General features: G+C 66.1%; 15 protein-coding genes. 1 reads left to right on the top strand and 14 read right to left on the bottom strand.

All coding sequences use genetic code 11. From position 1 onward, the window contains the following. Positions 1-116: 116 nt before the first annotated feature. The 8 genes from WS91_RS26655 to WS91_RS36430 form a co-directional block, all read right to left on the bottom strand. A complete protein-coding gene (locus WS91_RS26655; RefSeq protein ID WP_038747431.1) occupies positions 117-431 on the bottom strand; it encodes a hypothetical protein in 315 nt (104 codons plus the stop codon). Positions 432-562: 131 nt separating this feature from the next. Continuing rightward, complete coding sequence (locus tag WS91_RS26650; protein WP_059671335.1) at positions 563-2,698, bottom strand: peptidase domain-containing ABC transporter; 2,136 nt, start codon at positions 2,696-2,698, stop codon at positions 563-565. Between the two features lie 66 nt (positions 2,699-2,764). Then, positions 2,765-4,024 carry an HlyD family secretion protein gene (locus WS91_RS26645; protein WP_038747426.1) on the bottom strand — a complete coding sequence of 420 codons (1,260 nt, stop codon included), beginning with the start codon at positions 4,022-4,024 and terminating at the stop codon, positions 2,765-2,767. 35 nt (positions 4,025-4,059) lie between these two features. Next, positions 4,060-5,412, bottom strand: a complete 1,353-nt coding sequence (locus WS91_RS26640; RefSeq protein ID WP_226377262.1) for a TolC family outer membrane protein — start codon at positions 5,410-5,412, stop codon at positions 4,060-4,062. 125 nt (positions 5,413-5,537) lie between these two features. After that, positions 5,538-6,179 carry a response regulator transcription factor gene (locus tag WS91_RS26635; protein WP_059576946.1) on the bottom strand — a complete coding sequence of 214 codons (642 nt, stop codon included), beginning with the start codon at positions 6,177-6,179 and terminating at the stop codon, positions 5,538-5,540. Positions 6,180-6,976: 797 nt separating this feature from the next. Then, positions 6,977-10,702, bottom strand: coding sequence for an ATP-binding protein (locus tag WS91_RS26625; RefSeq protein ID WP_059671333.1), 3,726 nt, complete (start codon positions 10,700-10,702; stop codon positions 6,977-6,979). A 32-nt stretch (positions 10,703-10,734) separates the two neighbouring features. Next, positions 10,735-11,361, bottom strand: coding sequence for a response regulator (locus WS91_RS26620; RefSeq protein ID WP_059576955.1), 627 nt, complete (start codon positions 11,359-11,361; stop codon positions 10,735-10,737). A gap of 130 nt (positions 11,362-11,491) precedes the next feature. Further along, the gene (locus WS91_RS36430; protein WP_156432517.1) at positions 11,492-11,911 is read right to left on the bottom strand and encodes a hypothetical protein; all 420 of its coding nucleotides are present in this window, start codon (positions 11,909-11,911) and stop codon (positions 11,492-11,494) included. Here WS91_RS36430 and WS91_RS36425 point away from each other — a divergent pair. Continuing rightward, positions 11,901-13,274, top strand: coding sequence for a hypothetical protein (locus WS91_RS36425; RefSeq protein WP_156432516.1), 1,374 nt, complete (start codon positions 11,901-11,903; stop codon positions 13,272-13,274). The genes WS91_RS36430 and WS91_RS36425 overlap by 11 nt on opposite strands. Before the next feature lie 198 nt (positions 13,275-13,472). On the opposite strand, the gene WS91_RS26605 is transcribed toward WS91_RS36425, so the two are convergent. The 6 genes from WS91_RS26605 to WS91_RS26585 all read right to left on the bottom strand — a co-directional run. Beyond that, positions 13,473-14,219, bottom strand: coding sequence for an EAL domain-containing protein (locus WS91_RS26605; RefSeq protein WP_052145062.1), 747 nt, complete (start codon positions 14,217-14,219; stop codon positions 13,473-13,475). Positions 14,220-14,593: 374 nt separating this feature from the next. Then, positions 14,594-17,842 (bottom strand): hybrid sensor histidine kinase/response regulator, encoded by a 3,249-nt coding sequence (locus WS91_RS26600; RefSeq protein WP_059671331.1) that lies wholly within the window; start codon positions 17,840-17,842, stop codon positions 14,594-14,596. After that, a complete protein-coding gene (locus WS91_RS26595; RefSeq protein ID WP_038747402.1) occupies positions 17,842-18,507 on the bottom strand; it encodes a response regulator transcription factor in 666 nt (221 codons plus the stop codon). The genes WS91_RS26600 and WS91_RS26595 overlap by 1 nt, the downstream gene beginning before the upstream one ends. Positions 18,508-18,705: 198 nt before the next feature. After that, a complete protein-coding gene (locus WS91_RS26590) occupies positions 18,706-19,119 on the bottom strand; it encodes a hypothetical protein (protein ID WP_038747557.1) in 414 nt (137 codons plus the stop codon). Positions 19,120-19,754: 635 nt separating this feature from the next. After that, complete coding sequence (locus WS91_RS36420) at positions 19,755-21,050, bottom strand: hypothetical protein (RefSeq protein WP_156432515.1); 1,296 nt, start codon at positions 21,048-21,050, stop codon at positions 19,755-19,757. 186 nt (positions 21,051-21,236) lie between these two features. Continuing rightward, positions 21,237-22,438, bottom strand: a 1,202-nt coding sequence (locus WS91_RS26585) for a YadA family autotransporter adhesin (RefSeq protein WP_197422283.1), incomplete at its 5' end; no start/stop codon positions are given.

The following is a 22,438-nucleotide window of genomic DNA, read 5'->3' as shown; positions in this document are numbered from 1 at the left end:
CAGCTCCTTCGTTAGCGTCGGATCGTCTGGACTCCGACGTTGTGACACGGAGCCGTCTCGTCCCCGGCACTTGGCGTGCAGCGGTCGCGCCGCGCGGGACAAGACGGCCGCCGGATTTACTTCAGTGCCGGATAGGTCGGATCGAGCAGGCTGTTCATGTTCTCGTTGAACCACGACGCCGTCGGGGCCCAGTCGTTCATGAGGCCGTAAATGGCGCCGCCCACGAGGCCGACGATCGCACCGGCGATTGCACCGACGCCGGCCGAAATGATGCCCGCGCCCACGATGCCGCCCGTGCTGCCGCCCGTCACGCCGCCCTTGAAGAAGCCCGTGCCGAAGCCCGTGAGCGCGCCGAGAACGCTGGCACCCAGACTCGACCAGAAGCCTGCGCCGGCGACATGCTCCAATTCCATCACGGTCAGTTCACGCATTGAAATACTCCTTTTGAAATAGTGGATTGGCGAACAAAGAAAGGCCGGTTCGCCGGCGGCTCGAATCGTCAGCGGGCTCGTCGGTCGCGCGCCGATGCGCACCGATGCGCGACGCGCGTCCGACGCGCGCCTCACCGCGTCGCGACGGGCAACGGTACGAACGCGGCGCGCCCGTTTTCCAGCAGTAAGGCCCGCTGCGCGCTGCGGATGGTTTCGGGGCGATGAGCGATCAGAATGCGCGTGATCGGCATCGCGCTGACGGCCTCGTTGATCGCGAGTTCGCGTGCGACGTCGAGATGGCTCGTGGCCTCGTCCAGCACCAGAATGTCCGGACGCCGATACAGCGCGCGCGCCAGCAGCACACGCTGACACTGCCCGCCCGACAGGGACGATCCCATGTCCCCCACCAGGCTCTGATAGCCCATGGGCATCGCGGCGATGTCGTCGTGGATCTGCGCGAGCCGCGCCGCGTCCTCGATCCGCGCCAGATCCGGTTCGAGATCGAAGAAGCCGATGTTGTCCGCGATCGAGCCCGCGAAGAGAATGTCGTCCTGCATCACGCAACCGATGCGGTCGCGGTAGTGCTGCAAGCCGATGTGGCGAATGTCGACGCCATCCACCGCGATCGTGCCCTCCTGAGGTTCGAGCAGCCCCAGCAGCAGCTTGGCCAGCGTGGTCTTCCCCTGCCCCGAGGGGCCGACGATGGCCACCGATTCGCCGGCGGCGATATCGAACGAGCAGCCGTCGAGCACCCACGGTTCGCCTTCCGCGTAGCGATAGCGCAAATTGCGAACGGAGATCGCGGGCGGCGCATCCCGTTGCGTGCTCGGCATGTGCGCGACGCTCCCTTCCATGTCGGCCTCGACATCCGTCAGCACGATATCGGCGAGGCGCTCGCCGTACAGCCGCAGCATGCGGAAATCGATCAGCGCGTCGATCAGGCCGGAGCCGCGTCCGATGAACTGATCCGCAAAGCTGATGTAGGCCACCAGCATGCCGGCGGAGAAGCTGCCGTCGATGACCTGCTGCGCGGCCAGCCACACGAGCGCGACCCGGCCCATACCGGAAACCAGTCCGTGAACGGCGGAGAAACCGATGGACAAGCGCTGGATCGCGATTCCCTTGTTGGCGGTCTCGACCATCGCATTGGCGTAGATCGCCACGCGCTCGTCCTGCTTGTTGGCGAGCTTGATGGCTTGAACGCCGCGGATCGATTCCAGCAATTGAGTCTCGGTCCGCGCCGCGTAGACGATCTGGTCTTCGTTGGCCTGCCGGAACGGACGGTACGCGACGGCGCGCAGCAGCGCGTATGCGGCGAACAGCGCGATCACGAGCCAGGTCAGCGTGCGGTTGTAGACGAACAGCATGCCCAGCGTGACGACGGCCATCACGCCGTCGAGCAAGGTGCCGACGAAACGCGAGGTCAGCGTGCTCTGGATCGTGCCCACCGCACCGAAGCGCGACACCACGTCGCCGATATGGCGCTGCTCGAAATACGTCATCGGCAACCGCAGCAGATGCGCGCAGACATTGGCGCTCCATTGCACGCTGAGCAGGCTCGAGAACCACGTCACGACCCACGAGCGCAGCGCCGTGATGGCGGTCTGGAACAGCGCCACCATCGCGAAGCCGATGCCGAGCAGCGTCAGGAGATCGCGATCGGACGAAACCAGCACGTGATCCATCACCCACTGCATGTAGAACGGCGTCAGGATGCCGAACAACTCCAGCGCGACGGACAAGGTCAGCACCTGGACGAATGCCGAGCGCACGCCGAGCACGCTGCCGATCAGCCGCAGCATCGAAATCGATTCGCGCTCGCGCTTGCGTTCGAACGCGGCGGTCGGCAGCAATTCCAGCGCGACGCCGGTGAAGCAGCGCGAGACTTCGTCCATCGGCACCTTGCGCGCGCCGCGCGCGGGATCATGGATGACGATGTGATCGCGCTCGACGCGCTTGAGCACCACGAAATGGCTCATCTCCCAATGCAGGATGCAGGGCCGCCGCAGTTGGCCAAGCTCGTCCAGCTCGAGCCGCAGCGCGCGCGACGCCAGCCCGAGGCGCTGGGCTATGCGCATCACGTCGCCGAGCGTGGCGCCCTTGAGCGACGTGGTGAAGCGCTGACGCAGATGCATCATGTCGATATCGTGGCCGAAGAATCCCGCCACCATTCCCACGCAGGCAAGCCCGCATTCGGCCGCCTGCGTTTGCAGGATCACTGGCAGCCGGCGTCCCCAGCCAAAGCGCAAGGCATTCAGAATACTCATCGTTCGGATTTCAGTGCCGGCATGCGCGCCGCGAGCGGCAAGCCGGTGGTTCGTGACAGTTCGGTTTCAGGCGCTCGCGCGACGGCCGAGCGCGTAGATCGGCTCCAGCACCCATTCGATCAGCGTGCGACGGTCGAGCAGGAGATCGGCATCGAGCGCCATGCCGGGACGCAGGCGCTCCGTGCGGTCGTAGACCGCGATGTCCTGACGATCCAGCGCGACGGTCAGCCGGTAGTGCTGCTCTTGCACGTTCGGTTGGCCCGTCAACGCCGCGACTTCCTGCGGCGACAGCGCGCTGCGCGACACGCCCGACACCCGGCCGAATTGCTGGCCGAATTTCTGGTAGGGATAAGCCTCGTAGCGCAGCACCACGGTCTGCCCCGGATGAATGAAGCCGATGGCGCGGCTCGGCACCATCAGTTGCGCTTCGAGCTTGCCGTCGGCGGGCAGCACCGACACCGCGGTCTGTCCGGCGCTGACGATCTGGCCGACCTTGAACAGCATCGCCCCCACCACGCCGTCGGCCGGTGCGCGCAGCACGACGGAGCGGCGCGCTTCGTTCTCGACGATGGCCTGTTCGGTTTCCGCCAGCTTGCGTCCGGTTTCGTTGCGCCGTTGCCGTGCATTCAGCGGCTGCTCGCGCAACTGCTGTCGCACCTGGATCAACTGGCCCTGCACGTCGAGCCGCGCGCGCACGGAATCCTGCAGGCGAGCCTCCGCGTCGAGCACGCTGGCTTCCTGCTGATCGACCTGCGAATTCGACGCATAGCCTTGAGTTCGCATCATCGCCAGCTTCTCGAGCTGGCTGCGGGCGAGCTCCACCTGGCGCACGCGGTGCGCGTGCTGCAGTTGAAGTTCGCGCAGTTGGCCCTCCAATGTCGCCGCGCGATCCTTCAGCCCGCGAATCGCTTCGTCGGCCAGCACCGTCTGGCCGCTCAGATCGCTCCGGAGCCGCTCGCGCTGCGTCTCGAGCTGGGTGCGAACCATCTCGCGGGCGTCGCCCAACGAAGTCGTCACCTCGGCCGACACCGTGACTAGCGGCTCGCCTGCGCGCACGCGCTGGCCTTCGCGGGCCTCGATCTTTTCCACCGTGCCGGTGACGGGCGGGCTGACATTGAGCACGCCGGCGGTGGGCACGATCTGCCCCATCACGCGTTCGCGCTTCGTATACGTGCCGAGCGCCATGAACGCCGCGACGGAAACGGCGATGACCGCCACGATGGCGATGAGCAACCAGCGGTAAGGCGGCGAGTACAGCGCAACCGTGCCGATCAGCTTGCCCTTGCCGGCTTCGAGCGCCTCGGGGCGAAACAGTGAGTCAGACATGACAATCCATCAATGAAACCTCGGGCCGCATGCGCCTAGCCGACGGTCAAACATCCAAATTCGTTCAGGTCGTCCTGAGCGATCGTGCCCAGCACGGCCGACAATTTCAGCCGCGCGGTGATATAGCGAAAGCGCGCATCGGCAAGATCCCGCGCCGCCTCGAAATACTTCTGCTGCGCCGTCAGCTCGTCGACATTGGTGCGCAGCCCGACTTCGCGGCCGTAATGCGTCGACTCGACGCGGCTGCGCGCGGATTCCACCGCGCGCTGCTGCGCCCTGAGCTTGGCCGCGCCGTTGACGATGCCGAGGAACGCGGCGCGCGCATCCTGGCGCGCGCGCCGGCGCGCATCCTCGAACTGATCGCGGCGCTGCGCGCGGCGGCTGTACGCTTCGCGCGACGTGGCCACCGCCGCGCCGCCGGCGAACAGCGGGATCGTCACCGTGATGCCGATCATCGACGTTCGCGTTTTCGACGTCGTGCCGAACAGCTCGTCGAGCGCGTTGCCGTTCTGCGCGCGGCTCCAGTTGCCGCCGTAGCTGCCCTGAAGGTTCACCACCGGCAAATGGCTCGCGCGCGCCGTCGTCACGTCGGCCTGCGCCTCGTCGAGCTGGAACGCGGCCGCGCGGACTTCGAGGTTGTCCTCTTCCGCACGCGCGAGCATCGGCTCCAGTTCGGCCATCGAAGGCGGCGAGCGACATACGCCGGCAAGCGGATCGACGTCGGCCGCACGCAGGCCGGTCAGCCGCTCGTATGCGCCGCCGGCGGTTTCGAGATCGTTGAGCGCACCGATCTCGCGCGCCTGCGCGTCGTCGTAATTGGCCTGAGCCTCGTCGACGTCGGTCCGGGTGCCCTCACCGATGTTCAGCGCGAGGCGCGCACGCTCGAGCTGTTGACCGAAGGTCTCCTTGGCCGCGCGCGTGGCCTGCAGCACCTCGCGCTGATACAGGATCTCGAAGAACGCATCGGAAACGTTGCTCACGAGCTGCTGCTGCGCGCTGGCGAGCTCCACCTCCGCCCCGCTCGCCTGCGCGGCGCCGCGCTGGTAGTCGGCATAGCGGCCGAGGTCGAACAGCGGCTGCGTCAGCGTGATCGCGTAGTAATGGCGCCGCACGCCGGCTGCGTACGACGCGCTCGGCTGATCCTGGCGCGTATACGCGCCCTCGAGCTGCACCTTCGGCAGCAGCCCGGCGAGCCCTTCCCAACGCTTCTGCGCGCCGGCCCGCTCGCCGTGACGCGCGGCCGAGATCGCCGCATCGAACGTGCGCGCGGCCGCCACGGCCTGCGGCAGCGTCGTCGCATGCGCGCTCGGCGCCGGTGCGGCGAACGCGAACCACAGCAGCGCCCAGCGCCCGCGCGGCAAGAAACGCGAAACGGCGGCGGCGCTCATGCCTGCGTCGGCATCGCTCGAAGCACGCAGTCTGAACGTCGCTGCGCGCGGTGAAAATCGCAATTCGTCCATTTTTTCGGATGCCGATGTGCCGCGTCGCGCCGCCGCGGCGTTCGGAGTCGCTTTCATGTCAATCCGTTTTCAGTGGCGTAGCGGATCAGGTCCGCCGTGGAATGGATGCCGAGCTTGCGCATCGCGGTGGATTTCTGCGATGCGACGGTGCTGACCGATCGCCGGTACTGCAGCGCGATCTCCGACAACGAAAGCCCGGTCGCCGTCAGACGCACGACGTCGAGCTCCTTTTGCGTCAGGTTGCAATTGCGCATGTGCGCGGACTGGCCGTCTTCGATGTTCCTGCGCATGACCGGCGACAAATGGCGCGTCGCTCCCGCGTGGACGTGCATGCAGGCGCGGATGATTTCGTGCGCCGGGTCGGCCTTGCCGACCAGCGCCCGCGCGCCGAGCTGCATCGCCTTCGTCAATATCGCGGCGTTGCTCTGCGCGGTCAGGACGATCACTCTGCTGCGCGGCGCCGCCGCGCGCACCGCGCGCAGCAGTGCCAGGCCGTCGTATGAGCCGCCTTGCGCGGGCATGGTGAGATCGGTCAGCACCAGATGAGTCGGTTCGCGAGTCAACGCGGAAAGGAGTTCGCGCCCGCTGCTGCACACGTGCCGCAATTGCAGCAACGGCTGCGGTTCGACGAGCAGCTTGATCGAGTGCAGGACGATCGGATGATCGTCGGCGATCGATAGCGTGATGCCTGCCATGTGAGATCCCGGATGAAGGAACGTGTGAGTCGTGCCGCCGGCCAATTCGGGGCCGGCGTGAAATGAGCGGTTGTCCCACATGCCCGTCGATGTCGGCGCAGGTGCTGAATGGCTCGGACGTTATTCTTTTCTTCAGGCCCGTCGCACGCGATAGGCCGCGTCGGAAGACGCGACGACGCTTTTCCGAGAACGGCATCGGAATTTTCCGGGGCGTCGCCGGGCTCGGGTCAAGGCCGTCCTGCCCGCACGGCTCGATGGAATCTGTTCGGATCTGCCCGGCTGGCGGGCCGCCGTGCGGCGGCGTTCAATGGAGAAATCGATTGTCGTCACGCGGAGCGGCCAGCCGGACCTCGCCCGGAAATCCGGATGGAGCGACAACGCTCCAGGCTGCAGGCTCGCGATATGCGCGGCGAGGCCGCGCGCGAGGCCGGCACGTTGCCGATTGCGTCGGGCGCAGGCGCGTTCGTCGCCGAACTTCGCAGCGCCGGCCGAATCGCATCGAACGTGGTTTCGTCACGCGACGCGCGGCGGCGCGCCGCGACGATCTCGCGCAAACGCGATTGCTGCACGCGATCGCCGCGATCGTCGCGACCGGTTCGCGCATTCGGGTATGAAGGATCGTGTGGCGATTCGATGCGATGCGATTCGATGCAATACGCGGCGAACACGACGTGCCGCTCGCCGCCGATTCATGATTGCAGCGCGACGAACGAAGCGAGCGACGCGGCGCGCTGCATTGCGCCTTCGGTCGATGCAGCCGCGGCGTCAGATCGGCGTCCTGCCCTGCGCAGGCCCTTTCATGCGATCGCGCGCTGCCGCAATGCGCGCAGATGCGCATGCAAGACGGCGCACAGCGCGACGACGCGCGCAGCGTGCGCCCTCGATGCCGCCGTGTCGTCCTCTCGCAGACGCTGCTCCAGTTGGACGCAGCCATGCTCGAGTTCCGCCGCGCCAACGATCTGCGAACTGCCCTTGATGCGATGCGCGGTCCGGATCGCGGTTTCGACGTCGCCGTTGTCCATCGCCTGCTGCAAGGCCCGGATATCGGCGTCGTTGCTCCGCACGAGCGTGTCGATCAACGCGTTGCGCGCGTCGATGTCGTTGCCGGCGATCGCATACAGCGCGTGGCGCGCGGCAAGCGCCATCGCATCGGATGTCGGGTCCGCGGCCGCTTCCGCGGCGCGGGGGGCGACGAGCACCGCACCGCGAAGATGTGCATCGAATGCATGCGCCAGATCCAGCAGGCCGACCGGCTTGGCCAAGAACGCGGTCATGCCCGCGGACAACGCCTGCTCATGCGCTTCGGCGCGCGCGTCGGCGCTGCATCCGAAGATCGGCAAATCACGCCATCGCTCGTCCGCTCGCACCGCGGCGGTGAAGGCATAGCCGCTCATGCGCGACATCGAGCAATCGGTGAGGATCACGTCCACCGTTTCCCGTTCCAGCAGTTCGAGCGCCTGCTCGCCGTCGCCGGCCTCGAACGTTTCCTCGAAGCCTAGCGCGTGCAGCTGGCGCACCAGCAGCATGCGGTTCGGCGCGTGGTCGTCGACCACGAGCGCGCGCAGCTTGCACGCCCAGTCTCGCGGTGTCGGCAGCGCCGGCGGCATTGCATCGTCCGACGACGCTCGCATCAGCGGAATCGAAACGCGCACCTGCGTGCCTTCGCCGAACTCGCTCTCCAGCGCGATCCGGCCGCGCATCTGAGCCACCAGCGTACCGCAGATCCAGAGCCCGAGGCCGGAGCCGTCGAGGCCGGCCCCGGCGCCCGTCACCTGCTCAAAAGGCTGAAATAGCCGGGCCTGGTCTTCCGCGCGTATTCCCACGCCGGTGTCGCGCACGACGATCTCGAGCGTCCCGCGGGAATCGTCGCGAGATTGCCATCGCAGGCTCAGGCTGATGCCGCCGCGGTCAGTGAACTTCAGTGCATTGCCCAGCAGATTGCCGATCACCTGACGCACCCGCAAGCCATCCATTTGCAGCGTCTGCGGCACGCCGGGATCGATTTCGGCGTTCAGCGCCAGGCCTTTTTCCGCGCAGAGCCGCCGATACATCAACAACAGCCGCTCGACGCAGCTCACGACGCAGGTCGGCCGGGGATCGAGTTGAAGCTGCCCCGACTCGGCCCTGGACGTGTCGAGCAAATCGTTGATGAGGCGCAGCAGCGACTGCGCGGTTTCGCGCACCGTCCAGATCGTGTCCCGGTTCGGCGCGCCTGGAAGGCCGAGCTCCAGTTCGAGCAAGCCGAGAATCGCGTTCATCGGCGTACGGATTTCGTGGCTGATTGTCGCGAGAAACGCGCTCTTGGCCCGGTTCGCGGTCTCCGCTTCGAGCGTCGCCTGCTTCAGCGCGCGCTCGGTCTGCTTGCGAAGCGTGATGTCGATCCAGCCGCCGAGCACGGCGCCGGCGCCCGAGCTCGAACACCCGAGCGGAACCGTCCAGACGAACAGATCCGAATCGCCGCCGTTGTCCGCCAAGGTTCTGTCGGCGAATTGCGCCCGGCGCTCCGTCAGCGTGGCCTGAAACAGTTCATCGAGCATCGCGTTCAATGCCTGTTGCCGGAGGGTCGACGCAGGCAGCGCGTCGGCGTCGCCGAGCGCATCCCGCGGCAACCCGTAGGCCTCGGCGAAGGATGCATTGCAGCTGACCACGCGCCCGTCCGCCTGGCGCAGGTAGACCGCGAAGGGCAAAGCGTTGATCAGCGCATCCTGCAATGCGATCCTCTCGCGCAGCTCGCGCGCGCGGCGTCGCTGGCCGTAGCGAATCGCGCCGAGCGCGGCCGCGCTCAAGCTCAGCACGACGGACAGCGCCGTGAGCGCCTTGACGACCCGCTGCCGCTGCATGGTGGACCAACCGGCGATCACGTTGGTCGGGCGGTAGCGCATCCGGTCGCGCCGCAAGGCGTCGAGATCCTCCGGCGGCGTTGCCTGAAACACCTTGTCGAGAATGCCGAGCAACAGCTCGTTGTCGCGCCGCACCGCCATCGCAATGCTGGTGACCGACTCGTTGACCGTCGTCACCGCCTTCACCAGCCTCGCGAGCTCGTACTGCGCGATGAAATAGTTGGCGGTGGTGCCGGGCAGGGAAATCGCATCGACGCTGCCGTCGAGAAGCATGCGGAACAGCGTCGGGATATCGCGTGCCTCGACGAGCTGCGGCTCGCCGATGAGCGGTTCCGGATTGAACCGCTGGAACCCGCGCGTCTCGGGCATGATGCCGATACGCTTGCCGCCAAGATGCGCGGTGCTGGTGATAGCGCCATCGCCCGCGCGCACGAGGATGACCCAGAGCGTCTGCGCATACGGCGCGGTCGATGTCATCCAGTTCTCGCGTGCGTCGCCGATCGCGACGTTCGGCAGCAAATCGACCCTGCCGTCCGCGAGCGCCGCGAGGCATTCCCGCTGAGTGCCGAAGGACACGGGCTGGAAACTCAGCCCGGTGCGCTCGCCGATCAAGTCCATGACGTCGACGCCCAGGCCCGTGATTTTTCCGCGGCCGCTCTCGACGAACATATAGGGCGGCAGATCGATCGCGCTCGCATAGCGAATGGTGCGATGCGTCCTCACGTACTCGCGCTCCTCCTCCGTCAGCACGAGGTCTCGACGGATCTTGAAATGATTCGCCGAACCGAACCAGCGTCGCTGGATTTCGCCGGCCGTGCGAATCGGAATGGCTCGCAGCGCCGCGTTGATATGGTTGATCAGGTCCGTGTCCGCGGCGCGGGCGGCGAACACGAACGGCGGCGCGTCCACGTCGGCGAAATTGGTGATCGACAGCGGCAACTGCAATTGGTCGATCAGGTAGTTCGCTTCGGTGGCCTGGCCGATGAACGCGTCGGCCGTGCGATAGGCCACCGCTTGCAGCGCGCCGAGCGCCGTCGGATAGGCCGTGATCTTTTCGTGCCGGTAGCGGGCGCGAAAAGCCGCGTTGCCGAAATCGTCCGCCGTCACGGCATAGCTTTCCGGCGGCGCCGACGCGGATTCCATCCGGCCTTTTTCTCCGAGCACACGCACTTCGACCCGCCGGTCCGTGAAGTACGGGCGCGACCGAAGCAGGTGCCGATCGGCGTCCAGCCGAACGCCGCCGACGAGATCGACCGAGCCGCTCATCAACGCGGCTCGAGCCTGCGCGCGCGTATCGAACATCCAGATCTCGAAGCGAAGCCCGCCGGCATGCTGGATGACGTGGAGATAATCCGCGGTCACGCCTTCGTACAGGTCGCGATCGCGATACAGGTTGTACGGGACGCCGCCGTCGCGCGCGACCGCCACCCGCACCGTCCTCGGCAAATGCGGTCGGCTCCGATCACCGGGCTCCGCGGACAAGTGCCGATTGGCGTCCTCGATGCTGTGCAACTGCAGTTTGCGCGGCGGATATTCCGGGTTCGCCGTGCCCGCATGAGCGCCAACCGACGCGAAACACAAGATGGCCGACAGCCGGACGGCATTGCGGCGCCCGGCGCGGCCGATCTTCGACCAAATGCAGGATGACATCGTATTCATGTCGACGAGGCTCGCCTGCGCCATTGATCGGCGGTGCGGCTTGCCGCGAATCGTTCTCAGATCAGACCGTTCTTTTTCGCGTAATCGGCCAAGCCCACGACCGACGACACCCCGAGCTTCTCGAATATGTTGGATTTGTACGTGCTGACCGTCTTGTTGCTGATGCACAGATCCTCGCTGATCTGCCTGTTCGACGATCCGCGCGCGAGCCCGCGCAGCACCGTCAGCTCGCGATTCGTCAACCCGCCGATCCTGTTCGCGGCTTCCTGCGCGCGATCGTGGTAGAGCGCCGAAACGGCCTCGGCGGGGAAGAACAGATAGCCGGACAGGATGGTCTTCACGGCGTTGAGGATCTGGGCCATGTCGTTTCGCTTGCTCAGGAAGCCGTTGGCTCCAGCCTGGCTCGCCCGCACCGAATAGATCTTTTCGTCCATCGCGGAAAAAATCAAAACCCGGGTTTTCAGCCCTTCCGCACGAATCCGCTTCAACAAACGGAAACCGTCGCCGCCCGGGATCTCGATGTCGAGAATGGCCAACTCGATGGGGTGCTCGCGCAGGAGCGCCATCGCATCGACTGCGTTGGCCGCTTCGCGGATCGGCCCGAACTCCTGCCTTCCGGACAGCACGGTACGGATCGCCAAACCGATGGCGGGATGATCATCGACAATCAGAATGCCGGGCATCGCGGTTCCTCGGTGCGTATGCGACCACTACTGACGGCATGTGCCCTCCTGCGTGTCGGTCGAGACCGACGAGATGTCGTGAATGAAAAAAACGCGTGCCGAAGGCGCGGCCCGCCACGGCGGCCCCGAGTCATGCGGATGTTCGCGAGAGCACGAACGAAGCGGCGACAAGGGGGCGTGCCGGCGGGTATCGAGCCGCGGCACACTCGCCCTGCGTCTCGTCGTGTGGGCGGACCGGAGCGCCAAAACTGCAGCAACCGGCCGAAAGCCACGCCGCCGCTGCCGCGATCACGTGCCGGTATTGGGCCAGGGCCTTTTCACGCTGATAACGGGCTTGCGAACGTGCCGTGCCGGAAGCGTCGGCACGGCGCGTATCGCGCGGCTCCATGGCGAACGCCGATGAATGATGGCGCGGGAAATTAGTTGCCGCGTAATGCACGGGAAGCTGCCGAACGCGACGGCCCGCAACCCGCAACGCACGCCCATCTGCGCTCATGCGCTCGCGGACGAATCGCGCGGCATCCGCGCGTTTCCCGTCGATGGCGCCCAAGCACGCACGAAACGCAACGCGCCCGACACGCCGCGCCGTCGCGGCAATCGGCGAAATCGCGCAACGCACCCGCATCGCCTATCCGGATTCATTCGACTGTACCGATCGCGAATCGACCGTTGAATCAGAGTTCTTAGAAATTTCGGCCCCACGGGCACGACGCGCGCGGCCGACAAGTCCGACGACAGTCAACGCGGCAGCCAACGACGAAATCGCGAACGCGCGGCGACATGGAGGCCGCGTCTCAAACAATTGCGATTTCCGCGGTAAGAAAAGAAAGGCAATGTCTGTTCATGGGTTCGCGCTCGGCACGGCCGCGTTCATCGAGCGGCGTCGAGCGCGTGCGCGGCGGGCAACGCGCCGCGTCGCCGGCGAGCGGCCGGGCAACGCATCCGCCTCTCCGAGCTGCGCCGGCGTGGGGTCGAGCGGCCGACGCGCGGGGCAGCCGGTCGCCACTCCGCTTTCGTCGACACCGGACGAGCCGGCTCGTGCCGATTGCAAACGGCACGCCGTCGCGCCACGCACCGCCGAGGACATCGGCGCGAACGCAAGCCCGGCCTTCGGCGGAAACGTCCGACATCGGCGGGAGCGAATCCGCCGTTCAACCGTATGGAGTAAGGACAGGAAAATGAGCACGGACCTCATCGAACGTTCGCCGGTCGCGCCATTGCGCCCATCCATCGCATGCGAACTCGCAGGCAGGCTCGACGGCATTCGAGCGGCCGGGAGGCCCCGCGTTGGGTCAGCCCCGGCCCCGTATCGCCTTGTCAGCGACATCGCGCCGCGCGCGGGCCGCTTCGATCACGCGACGCCGCACTTCCTGCAAGCGCGGGAACACGCGCCGGTGCCGGATGCGCCGTTGCCGAGCGGCCGGATCTTCGAAGCTCGGATGCGGCGAGCGACCGCGCGGCGCGCCTTGTCGTACGATGCGCACGCGGCGTGCTCGTGCGCGCTTTCGTCGCGGCCCGCATGCGTTGCATTGCGCGCGCCGAGCGGCGTATTCGGCGGCGATCCGGCGCGAGCCGACCTCGACGCGGCCCTCGACGCGCCGCCCAGGGCCGCCGCGATGTCCGTGTCCGGTCCCGAAGGACCGCTCGCGCGGCAACGGCGACGATGTCGCGCGGCGGCGCTGACGCGGCATCCGGATTCCACGCGGCTCGCCGCGCGCGACCAGGCGCGCGACAAAGTCGAATCGCCCAGCCTTTGCGCTCGCCGTGCGCGAGACGCGGCATTCGGGCTCGCATGCCGGGCGCTGCCGGCAAAGCGGCTGCCCGCGCCGTCCAGCCCGAAGAACGTCCGCGCGTGTCACGCGCGCATTGCCGAGCCGACCGAGGCGCTCTCGGGCCGCGCGAGAACGGCATGAGCGCCGTTCGCCACGACCCGCGCAGACATCGGCGCGCCGGAGTGCGGCGCGAATCGCGCCGGCCGCGTCTGACGGCAGCCCTTGCGTCGGCGCTCGCGCAGCGGATTCGGAACCTGGCCCGCAACGGTGGCCGGCCTGTCTGCCGGCGCGCCCGATCGCGATCGGCGCGATGAAACGCAAACGGCCTCGCTCGCCGCGTCAGAACGGCGGCTCGCGCAGATTCAGTTGCGACAGCGCTCTCGGATTCACGCGCTCGTGCCAGTCTTGCGCGCGCATCGGCTTGAACAGATAGGCGCCCTGCAGCTCGATATCGCGATATCGACGCAGTAGCTCCAACTGGCGCCCGTTTGCGACGCCGGACACCGTCAACGAGAAACCCAGATCGTGCGCGAGCCGCGAGACGCTTGACAATATCGCCTCCGCGGTCGGCGAACCAGGCAGACGCTCGGTGAACGATGCGCCGAACTTGACGCCTGTGACGGGCAGCACCATCAACGTCGACATCGCCGTGTGATGCGCCCCGAAATCGCTGAGCACGATGCCGTATCCTTTCTGCCTCAACCGCTTCAGACGATCGAGAAGACTCAGCGATTCCTCCGGCGCCGACATTTCCGGCACTTCGAGCGTCAACTGGCTGCTCGAGATGTCGAATTCCGCAATCGATTGCGCGAGCCGCTCGAACACGCTTTCGGCGCACAACTGAGCGCCCGAGAACCGCATCGACAGCGCCGACACGCCGCCGCCCTCGTGCTTCCAGCGCGCGAGTTGCCGGCAGGCCTCGCCCACGGCGTGGCCGGCGATCCGGGGCGCTGCGCCCAGCCGGTCCGCGACGGCGTACACGACGCGCTGAGGCAGCGCCCCCCAATCCGGATGATCCCATCGTATCGTCGCTTCGGCGCCGGTCACGGCCCCCGAACGGACGGAAACGATCGGCTGATAATCCATGACGAGCTCTCCGGCCTCGAGCGCCCGCTCGAGATCGGCCTCATCCAACGGAAGTCCCTTTTCGTGTTCCCGGGCAAAGAATGCACCCCTACGACGCGTGATGCCCGTTTCCATATCATTCTCCCAAAGACGCCGCCGTCGCGGCGGCGTCCGTCGCGGCTTCGCGCCCGCCGGAAGGCGGCCTCGCAGCACGACGCCGACGCCCGCCGGTCCGATCGCCCTCAAATCTTCAGGAAACGTTAAATCATGTCGAGCGTGAAGAGAATCACAAATCTTCGAATCCGAGCCTGAACCCGCAGCAAAGCGCGAAACTCGGCGCGGAGCCTTCCCGCGGGGGAGCGCCCCCCGATCCGGCAGGCCCCGGCGTTCGACGATCATTCGTTCGTCAGCGCCGCGACCATCCGCTCGAGCGCATCCCGAATGGCCAACGCCTGCAGCTCGATCTCGCGATTCCACTCGCCGGCTTCGCGCACGTAGCTCCGAAGCTCCTGGCATTGCTCATGCAGCGCGGAAGGCCCGAGAACGGCGATGCCGCCCGACACGCCGTGAAGCCATCGTCTCAGTTTCGGCAGCGCGCGTTCGTGCAGGATCGCGTCGAATTCCGCGATTTCTCCACCGGTCTGCGCGACGAACACCCGCGCATACGCGGCCGGCACGTTGGGGACGTCGGGCAGATCGTCCTGCGCGTCGTCTTGCGCGCGCTCGCCTGTCTGCGCGCTGCAACACGCGCGAACGACCGTCTCGAGCCCTTCCAGCGGAACCGGCTTCGCGAGGTAGTCGGTAAAGCCGCGCGCCCGGCCGTCCGCGACGTCTTCAGGACGCGCGCTCGCGCTCACCGCGTACACCGGCATCGTCATGCCGAGCTTCCTCATCTCGGCGAGCAACTGGAAGCCGTCCATCACCGGCATGTCGATGTCGGTCATCACGGCGTCCACCGGCTCCTTCGACAGCAGCGCGAGCGCCTCCTCGCCGTTCTTCGCCTCGATGACCCGCACGCCGAGCGTCGTGAGCTGATCGAACAGAAGGCTGCGATTGAGAAGATTGTCTTCGACGATCAGCACCGTGATTCCCGCCTCCGCCCCTCGGGGCGCTTGCCCGGCATCGACGAGCGCCGTGCGGCCGGCGGCGAGCATCTGCGCCGCGGATTTCACCCCCGCAAGGCTATATATGCTGATTTCCACGCCGCCGCCGTCGCGCCGTCTCGGCACGAGCGGCCCCGTCTGCCCGACCCACACGATCGAATCCGGCCTTTTCCACCACGCCCGCACTTCGGCCGGCGCGAATTCGTCGGTGGCCATCAGGAAGTCGTGCGCATGCTCGTCGATCGGATCGGCGGGATTCGCGAAGGCAGTCACGGCCGTGACGCCCGGGTCGAACAGATTGGTCAGCCATTCGAGGTTTTCCTGTGCACGGCCGAGCACGGCGACGCGGCGATACGGAAGCGTCCAGTACGCGTTGCTCGAATCGCCCTCCGATGCGTCGAGCGGCAGGGACACCGCGATGCGGGTTCCCACGCCGACCGTGCTTTCCAGATCGATGCGCCCCTTCATCAGCTCGCAAAGGCGCGCGCAGATCGACAAGCCGAGGCCGGTGCCGCGCGCCTGCCTCAGCCGGTTGCTGTCTCCCTGCGTAAAGGGCAGGAAGAGCCGGTGCTTCAGGTCATCCGGAATGCCGATGCCGGAGTCCGTCACGCTGATTTCGAGCTCGCCGGCATGCCAGCCGGCGCGCAGCACGATCTTGCCCGACGGGGTGAACTTCAGCGCATTGCTCAGCAGATTGTTCACGATCTGCGATACCCGGACGGGATCGAAGTAAAGCCGCGCGGGCAGGCTTCGCTCGAACACCACGTAGAACTTCAACCCCTGCTGCGTCGCGAGCGGCGCATGCGAGAGCGCCAACCGGTCGAGCAGATCGGCGATGTTCGACCACTCCTCCATGAGGCTCAGCTCGCCGACGTCGATCTTCGAGAAATCGAGGACGTCGTTGACGATCTGCATCAAACCGCGAGCCGACGTCTCCATCGCCTTCACGCGCGCCTGCTGCTCCGGCGCGAGCGGCCCGCGCGCGATCAGCTCGATGTTGCCCACGAGCGACGACAGGGGCGTGCGGATTTCGTGGCTCATCGACGCGAAGAACGCCACCTTCGCCTTGGCCGCCGCGTCGCTCGTCAGCTTCGCCTCGCGCAGCAGGATTTCCGCCTGGTGGTGCGCCGTCATGTCCGTGATCGCGCAAAAGAACACCTCCCGCGCGTTCAGCGTCGCGGGTGCGTACGTGATTTCGATGTGGACGGCGGAATGCCCGGCGCGCGACAGCGTGAACGGGAACTGGAAAATGCGCGCGTCGTCCGATTGGGTGTCCTGCGTAGCCAGCGACGATTCGAATGCGTTCTGCAGCTCCTGCGGCAAATGCCGGTCCGAGAGCCGCAAGCCGAGCATCGTGCGCGCGATCGGATTGGCGACGACGATTTCCAGCGTCGTGCGCTGCACGATGCACAACCCGACCGGTGTCGCATGAACCAGCAGATGGTTGAGCATTTCGCTTTCGAGCGCTCGCGACGCCTCCTCGTAGATGCGCGTCAGAAACCGGTAGTTCCAGTATCGGAACGCGACGAGCAGCAACACGATCAGAACGAGCGTCGCGCCGCCGACGAGACCCAGTTCGTACTGCATCGACTGCAGTTGCAGATCGAGCGGAAGCAGATACATCATGTGCCCGAAACCGGAGAACGGCGCCGGGCGGCGAAGCGCCCATCCGAAGCCGGGAATCCAGTGGTACAGGCCGTCCTGTCTTGCGGCGAGCCGCTCGTCGACCTTGCGGACCATTTCCGAGTCGTCCGCGTTCACGAGCGGCACGCCGTCCGCGTCCACGATGACCGGCTGCTGAACGCGGCCGGCGCGCTCGATCGGAGAAGCGAGGCTGTGCAGGTCCACGCTGGTCAGGACGAGCGCGTAAAGCCTGTCGTCCTTTAACACGACGGACGCGCCGATCATGTGCAACTCCTCGCCGCTCGCCCCGCTTCCGATCGCGAACCAGAGAATCTGCTTCTTGCGCGCGGCGTCGAGCGGATCAAGGCCGCGCTTTCTGTACCGCTCGAGCACGGCCGAAACGAGCTCGGACGGGGTGCTGGCGCGAAGTGCGCTCAAGTCGCCCGCGGGAAACAGATATCCGTAGCCGACCGAACTGTCGGCCGTCACCATTTCGACGCTCGGCGTCTGCCCCGAGTTGGCCAGCAACTGCACCGTGTAATCGCAGCTCTCGCGCAGGATCGTGTCGTCGCGGGCGCTGTGGGCCATCGGCGTGCACGCGTTCGGCGCCGGCGCGCTCAGCGCCGAAGGCGCGCCGTTCATTCGAAGCTGCAGCACGAGGCTCGCCGTCGTCAACATCATGCGGCGCTGCAGGAAAGCGTCGACCACTTCCTTTTCGTGGATGCGCGCGGATTGCTCCTCCTGCCGGAAAGCCGTCTGAAACAATCCGGTGACGGTCATGGCCGCGATACTGATGGCCGCCGAGACGAGCAGCACGATGACGGTCGCGAAGACCCGGCGCTCGCGCTTCAAATTGGACTCGAGCGAATGGAACTTTCTCAGCGGCGATCCCTCGAGTTCTTGCATGAGTCTTTGCATCAGAGCAGTCCTTGCTCTCGGGCGCAGTTGATGAGATCGACGTTGGTGTCCACATGGAGCTTGCGCATCGCCGAACGCTTCTGCGTCGAGACCGTCCCCAGCGAGCGATTCAGCGTCCGGGCGATGTCCGTCAGCGACATGCCGCCCGTGAACAGCCGCACGACCTCGAGCTCCTTCGGCGTCAATGCATTGAACGCCGCTTCGCCGGGCCTGATGCTGCCGGCGACGGCGAGGCGGTGCGCCATGCCGGGAGACAACGACTGGCCGGCGCCGCGCGCGACGTTGAGGCACACGCGCCCGAGCTCGGTGATCTCCTCCTCCTTGCCGACGAGCCCCGCCACGCCCATGCGGCACAGCTGGCTGATCACGCCGCTATTGGTCAACATCGTGAAAACGATGATGGGCGTGCGCTCGTACGCCCTCATCAGGTGAGAGATCAGGCGCAAGCCGTCCTTGTCGTCATCCGCCTGATGCATCGCGAAATCGGTGACGACGAGATTGACCTCCTGCTCCCGCATCGCGGACAGCAGCGCGTCGCCCGACGAGACCGACGCCACCACCCGAAAGCCCGGCAGCGAGTTGACGTAGTCCGTCACCGCGCGGAGAACGATCGGATGATCGTCAGCCACGACGACACTTCTTGTATGCAGGGCAACGTTGGACATGGCGGCTCCGAAAAAAGCGGAAAGCGCGGAAGCGGCGCGCGAATGATGTCCGGCGCGCCGTCATGCGCATTCCATGCAACACGATATCGAATGCCTGCTTTCCTGCCTATGCTTCGCGAGCACGATTCGCCCGAACGCCGCACATCGACTTCGAGTCACGAACGCGTCCGTTCGGTATTCGAGTTTCCATTGCGCCTTTCATTTTTCATACAGCAGCGCTTCGTGCGAATACGCTCGTTCCGTCCGCCGGGGCAGCCGTTCGGCTTCGTCCGCTTCGCGCATGAGCGGGCAATTCGTGTTGTAACAGCTTACCCGAAACGCGCCGACCCGCCCTGACTTAAACATGCAATGAACCGTCTTCACGCCGTCGAATCCCACCGGAATCGGCGAATCCTCGTCCGCCTGCTGATCCGCGCAGCACGGGGCCGTCTTCGCATCGTGTTCGTGCCGCTGCCAACGCGATATCCGCACCGTCACGAAAACGAAAAACCCGATGCCGATCAACATGGCTTCAATGAGCAACGCAAAAGCCACGATCAACCATCCGGTCAAGATATCGACGTACCAAAGCGACAGCAGGAGTACGCAAAACGCGACGAAAACGACCGGCACCAGAAAAAGAATCCATTGCGAAATCTGATCCCACGAGTCCTCGGATCGCGCATGCGAGCGAGTCGTCCATCCAATCGACGTCGTCTGCTCCATCAAGTAAATCTCCCATTGACCTCGCCGCGAAAGCCGAGCGGCGCAATTGCCCAATACGATCCTGACCCAGAGAAAAAAGCATCCGCTCGTTGAATCGAACGGGAATTAACATGATTTGAAAATTCACGGATCTTCACGTCGGGATTTCGCGAAGATAGACACGCATCCGGGCCGAAAAAAAATAGCGTTCCGAAAAAAGCGCCGCGAGCGGCGATCGATGCGCGCCGGGCCGAACGCTTCCGCGGGAAGCGGCCGATTCGCGCATCGCAAGAAGACGCGCTCCCCGGAGCGCGCCAATTCTGGAGTCCGAACGCCGCGCGATTCGCGATCGAACTTTCGAATGAGCGTGCGTGCGACAGAATGGCGTCCGCCCCGAAAACGGTCGTGCCGGCGCCGACATCTCGTTGTCGTTCGACGGCCGCATCCGGATCAACGTATCGCTATTCTCTTGATCGGATGCGTCGCATGCGTCTCATGCGGCCGCCTTGCTGCGGCCGATATCCATTTTTATGCAAACGAGCATTCGACGAACATCAAAAAAGTTAGAATTTCTGCCCGGACGACCCAGGCGCGAACCGGCCGACTCGTATACGGCATGGCGGCACATCCCATGCTTTGCATCCCTGACGTTCCGTCAACTGGCCGCTCCGGCTGCGCGTGTTCGCCCTGTTGTCTCGCCGCGCGCGTGCGACGCGCATGATCGATGCCGCGGAATCCGCCGACGACCCCGCCAATTCCGCCAATTCCGCCAATTCCGCCGAAACCGGCGCAAACAGAGCGCGCGCCGCTCGGCTCGTCCGTTCAAGGACCTTCGTATAACGAAACGATTGCGCCGGGATAAGCGCACGCGTTGTCTTGGCGGCCCGATGCGAGGGGCTGCTCGGAAACGGCGCGCGATTCGACGATCGTGTCCGAGCCGAGCGCCGTGAAGCGCGCAGGTGCGCCGTAGCGCTGCCTTTGCAATCGAAGTTGCGACGTCGGCATCCGCGGTTCCCGATCGGGTGCGAGATCAGGTGCGGATCGTGCGACAGCAGGCAATCACCGGGGAACGCGTCGAAATCGACATCGCTCTGTGCGCTTTCCCATTGGCGGGCGACGATCGAATCGACGCGGGACGCGACGGCACGGCATGCCGGATGAGTTCCTCCGAACGACGCGAGGCCGTGGCTTGGCTTGGCGACATCGAGCGAGCATGCGAAAGTCCGCGAATTCAGGATGAAGCGCGTTGCAGACGTTGACCGCTTCCAGCATGTTCGGATACGCGTGATGTGCGCGCTCGCAGCCGCGCATCGAAGCGAAGCGCGCCTTGCCTGCGCCCATGCCGTGCATCGAAGATGCCGGCGCACCAACGCCGGCGTTGACGCGCCGATCCCTATGAACCGAGTTGTTCCGGCGAAACGGATCGACAGCGGCAAGGATCGTGCGGCGGCGCGTTCGGAGTCGCCGGCGAATCGCACGGGGCGCACGATCGCTCGGCCGACGAGCCGGCAGGCTTGCTTGATGTCACTGTCGGGATAGCGGTAATCGGCCGATCTTGTCCGCTCGGCGTTGCGAATCGGCGAATAGCCGCTGCACAGCAGGCCGAGCGCCGCGCGGTTGAGCGCACCGCATCTTTCGGCATCGATCGTCGCAACGAAAGGAAGGCACGGGCGGACGCTGCGAGAAAGCCCGCGTTCCGGCGCAGGCCATCCTGCCGGATACCCGCATGTCCGTGTCGACCGAGATACTGAAGCGCGGCTGCTGCATTTCGCATGCATGCGCCGTTTATTGATCCACGCACCCGCAAGCACGGCGGCGGCGCATCCCGGCAGGCCCGCACATTCGAAGAGCAGCGCCATCCGACACGTGTCGGCTCGGGCGGCTTGCTCTGCCCGAACGAAGCCGATTACGCGCACGGCTTCGCACGAAGCGAGCAAAGACGAACGTCGTAAAAAAAATGGGCCACCGCATGCGTGCATGCGACGGCCCGAACCACGCCCCGCGGGCCGGGCGTCGAGCGCCGGCGCGCGGGGAGCGCTACGCGATTACCACTGATACGACATGCCGGCGCCCCACACGTAGTTGCTGCCGCTGTAGCTCACGCCCGTCTTCACCTTGATGTTCTGGGTGATACGAGCGGTCGCGCCGAGCGCGGACGCCTGATAGCCCTTGAAGTTGGCCGTGCCTACGCCCACGGCCAGCGTCTTGCCCGGGTCCACGTCCGGAATCATCGTCAACGCGGTGGCGGCCGCGATGCCGGAATAGGCGTCGCGCGAGAGCGTATCGATCTGGCTTTGCATGCCGGTCATCTGATTCTGGATGCCCGACACGGCGCTGTTCAACTGGCCGACGTTGACGGCGTCCGTCGCATTGACGCCGGCCGCGACGTTGGTGATCCTGCGCTCGTTGCCCGCGGAACCGACCGACACCGTATTGGCCTCCGACGCAACGGAACCCGTGCCAAGCGCGACCGAATTCGATCCCGACGCCATCGCGCCCTGACCGACGGCGACACTGTCCGTACCCGTCGCGCTCGAGTTCGTGCCGTACGCCGAGCTGTTCGCGCCCGACGCCGTCGCACCGGCGCCCGTCGCGACGCTGTTATCGCCCGACGCAACCGCGTTTCCGCCCAGCGCCGTGCTCGAATCGCCGGTGGCGGAAGCATTCGCGCCGGCAGCGGTGCTCGTCGTACCGGAAGCAACCGTGTTGACGCCGAGGGCCGTGCTGCTGTCGCCGGCTGCCGCCGCGTTCTCACCGAACGCCGAGCTGCTGTTGCCGGATGCGGTCGAGTTCGCGCCGTTGGCGGTGCTGTTATCGCCCGACGCGGTTGCGTTTGCGCCATTGGCCGTGCTGCTCGTGCCCGACGCCGACGCGTTGTTGCCCGTCGCCGTCGCGCTGTCGCCGGTAGCCGCGGCGTTTTCGCCCGTTGCCGTCGCGCCCGCGCCGGATGCGGTCGAGTTCGCGCCGTTGGCGGTGCTGTTTTCACCCGTCGCCGACGCGTTCGTGCCGTTGGCCGTGCTGTTGTCGCCCGACGCGGTCGAGTTCGCACCGTTGGCCGTGCTGTTGCTGCCCGACGCGGTCGAGTTCGCACCGTTGGCCGTGCTGTTGCTGCCCGACGCGGTCGAATCCGTGCCGGTTGCCGTGCTGTTATCGCCCGTCGCCGACGCATTCGTGCCGCTCGCCGTGCTGTTGTCGCCCGACGCGGTCGAGTTCGCACCATTCGCCGTGCTGTTGCTGCCCGACGCGG

Origin of the sequence: Burkholderia sp. MSMB1498, assembly GCF_001526245.1 — a bacterium.
Lineage (GTDB): Bacteria > Pseudomonadota > Gammaproteobacteria > Burkholderiales > Burkholderiaceae > Burkholderia > Burkholderia savannae.
Note: the sequence above shows the minus strand (reverse complement) of the source record. Positions and strands in the feature narration are given on the sequence as shown.

What these genes read in the sequence shown, in the direction of transcription:
- WS91_RS26595 (WP_038747402.1), bottom strand. Translation starts at nt 18,507, where the DNA reads ATGTCCAACGTTGCCCTGCATACAAGAAGTGTCGTCGTGGCTGACGAT.
- WS91_RS26625 (WP_059671333.1), bottom strand. Translation starts at nt 10,702, where the DNA reads ATGGCGCAGGCGAGCCTCGTCGACATGAATACGATGTCATCCTGCATT.
- WS91_RS26605 (WP_052145062.1), bottom strand. Translation starts at nt 14,219, where the DNA reads ATGGATTATCAGCCGATCGTTTCCGTCCGTTCGGGGGCCGTGACCGGC.
- WS91_RS26620 (WP_059576955.1), bottom strand. Translation starts at nt 11,361, where the DNA reads ATGCCCGGCATTCTGATTGTCGATGATCATCCCGCCATCGGTTTGGCG.
- WS91_RS26655 (WP_038747431.1), bottom strand. Translation starts at nt 431, where the DNA reads ATGCGTGAACTGACCGTGATGGAATTGGAGCATGTCGCCGGCGCAGGC.
- WS91_RS36420 (WP_156432515.1), bottom strand. Translation starts at nt 21,050, where the DNA reads ATGGCGCTGCTCTTCGAATGTGCGGGCCTGCCGGGATGCGCCGCCGCC.
- WS91_RS36425 (WP_156432516.1), top strand. Translation starts at nt 11,901, where the DNA reads ATGGCGCCCAAGCACGCACGAAACGCAACGCGCCCGACACGCCGCGCC.
- WS91_RS26640 (WP_226377262.1), bottom strand. Translation starts at nt 5,412, where the DNA reads ATGAGCGCCGCCGCCGTTTCGCGTTTCTTGCCGCGCGGGCGCTGGGCG.
- WS91_RS26650 (WP_059671335.1), bottom strand. Translation starts at nt 2,698, where the DNA reads ATGAGTATTCTGAATGCCTTGCGCTTTGGCTGGGGACGCCGGCTGCCA.
- WS91_RS26645 (WP_038747426.1), bottom strand. Translation starts at nt 4,024, where the DNA reads ATGTCTGACTCACTGTTTCGCCCCGAGGCGCTCGAAGCCGGCAAGGGC.
- WS91_RS26635 (WP_059576946.1), bottom strand. Translation starts at nt 6,179, where the DNA reads ATGGCAGGCATCACGCTATCGATCGCCGACGATCATCCGATCGTCCTG.
- WS91_RS26600 (WP_059671331.1), bottom strand. Translation starts at nt 17,842, where the DNA reads ATGCAAAGACTCATGCAAGAACTCGAGGGATCGCCGCTGAGAAAGTTC.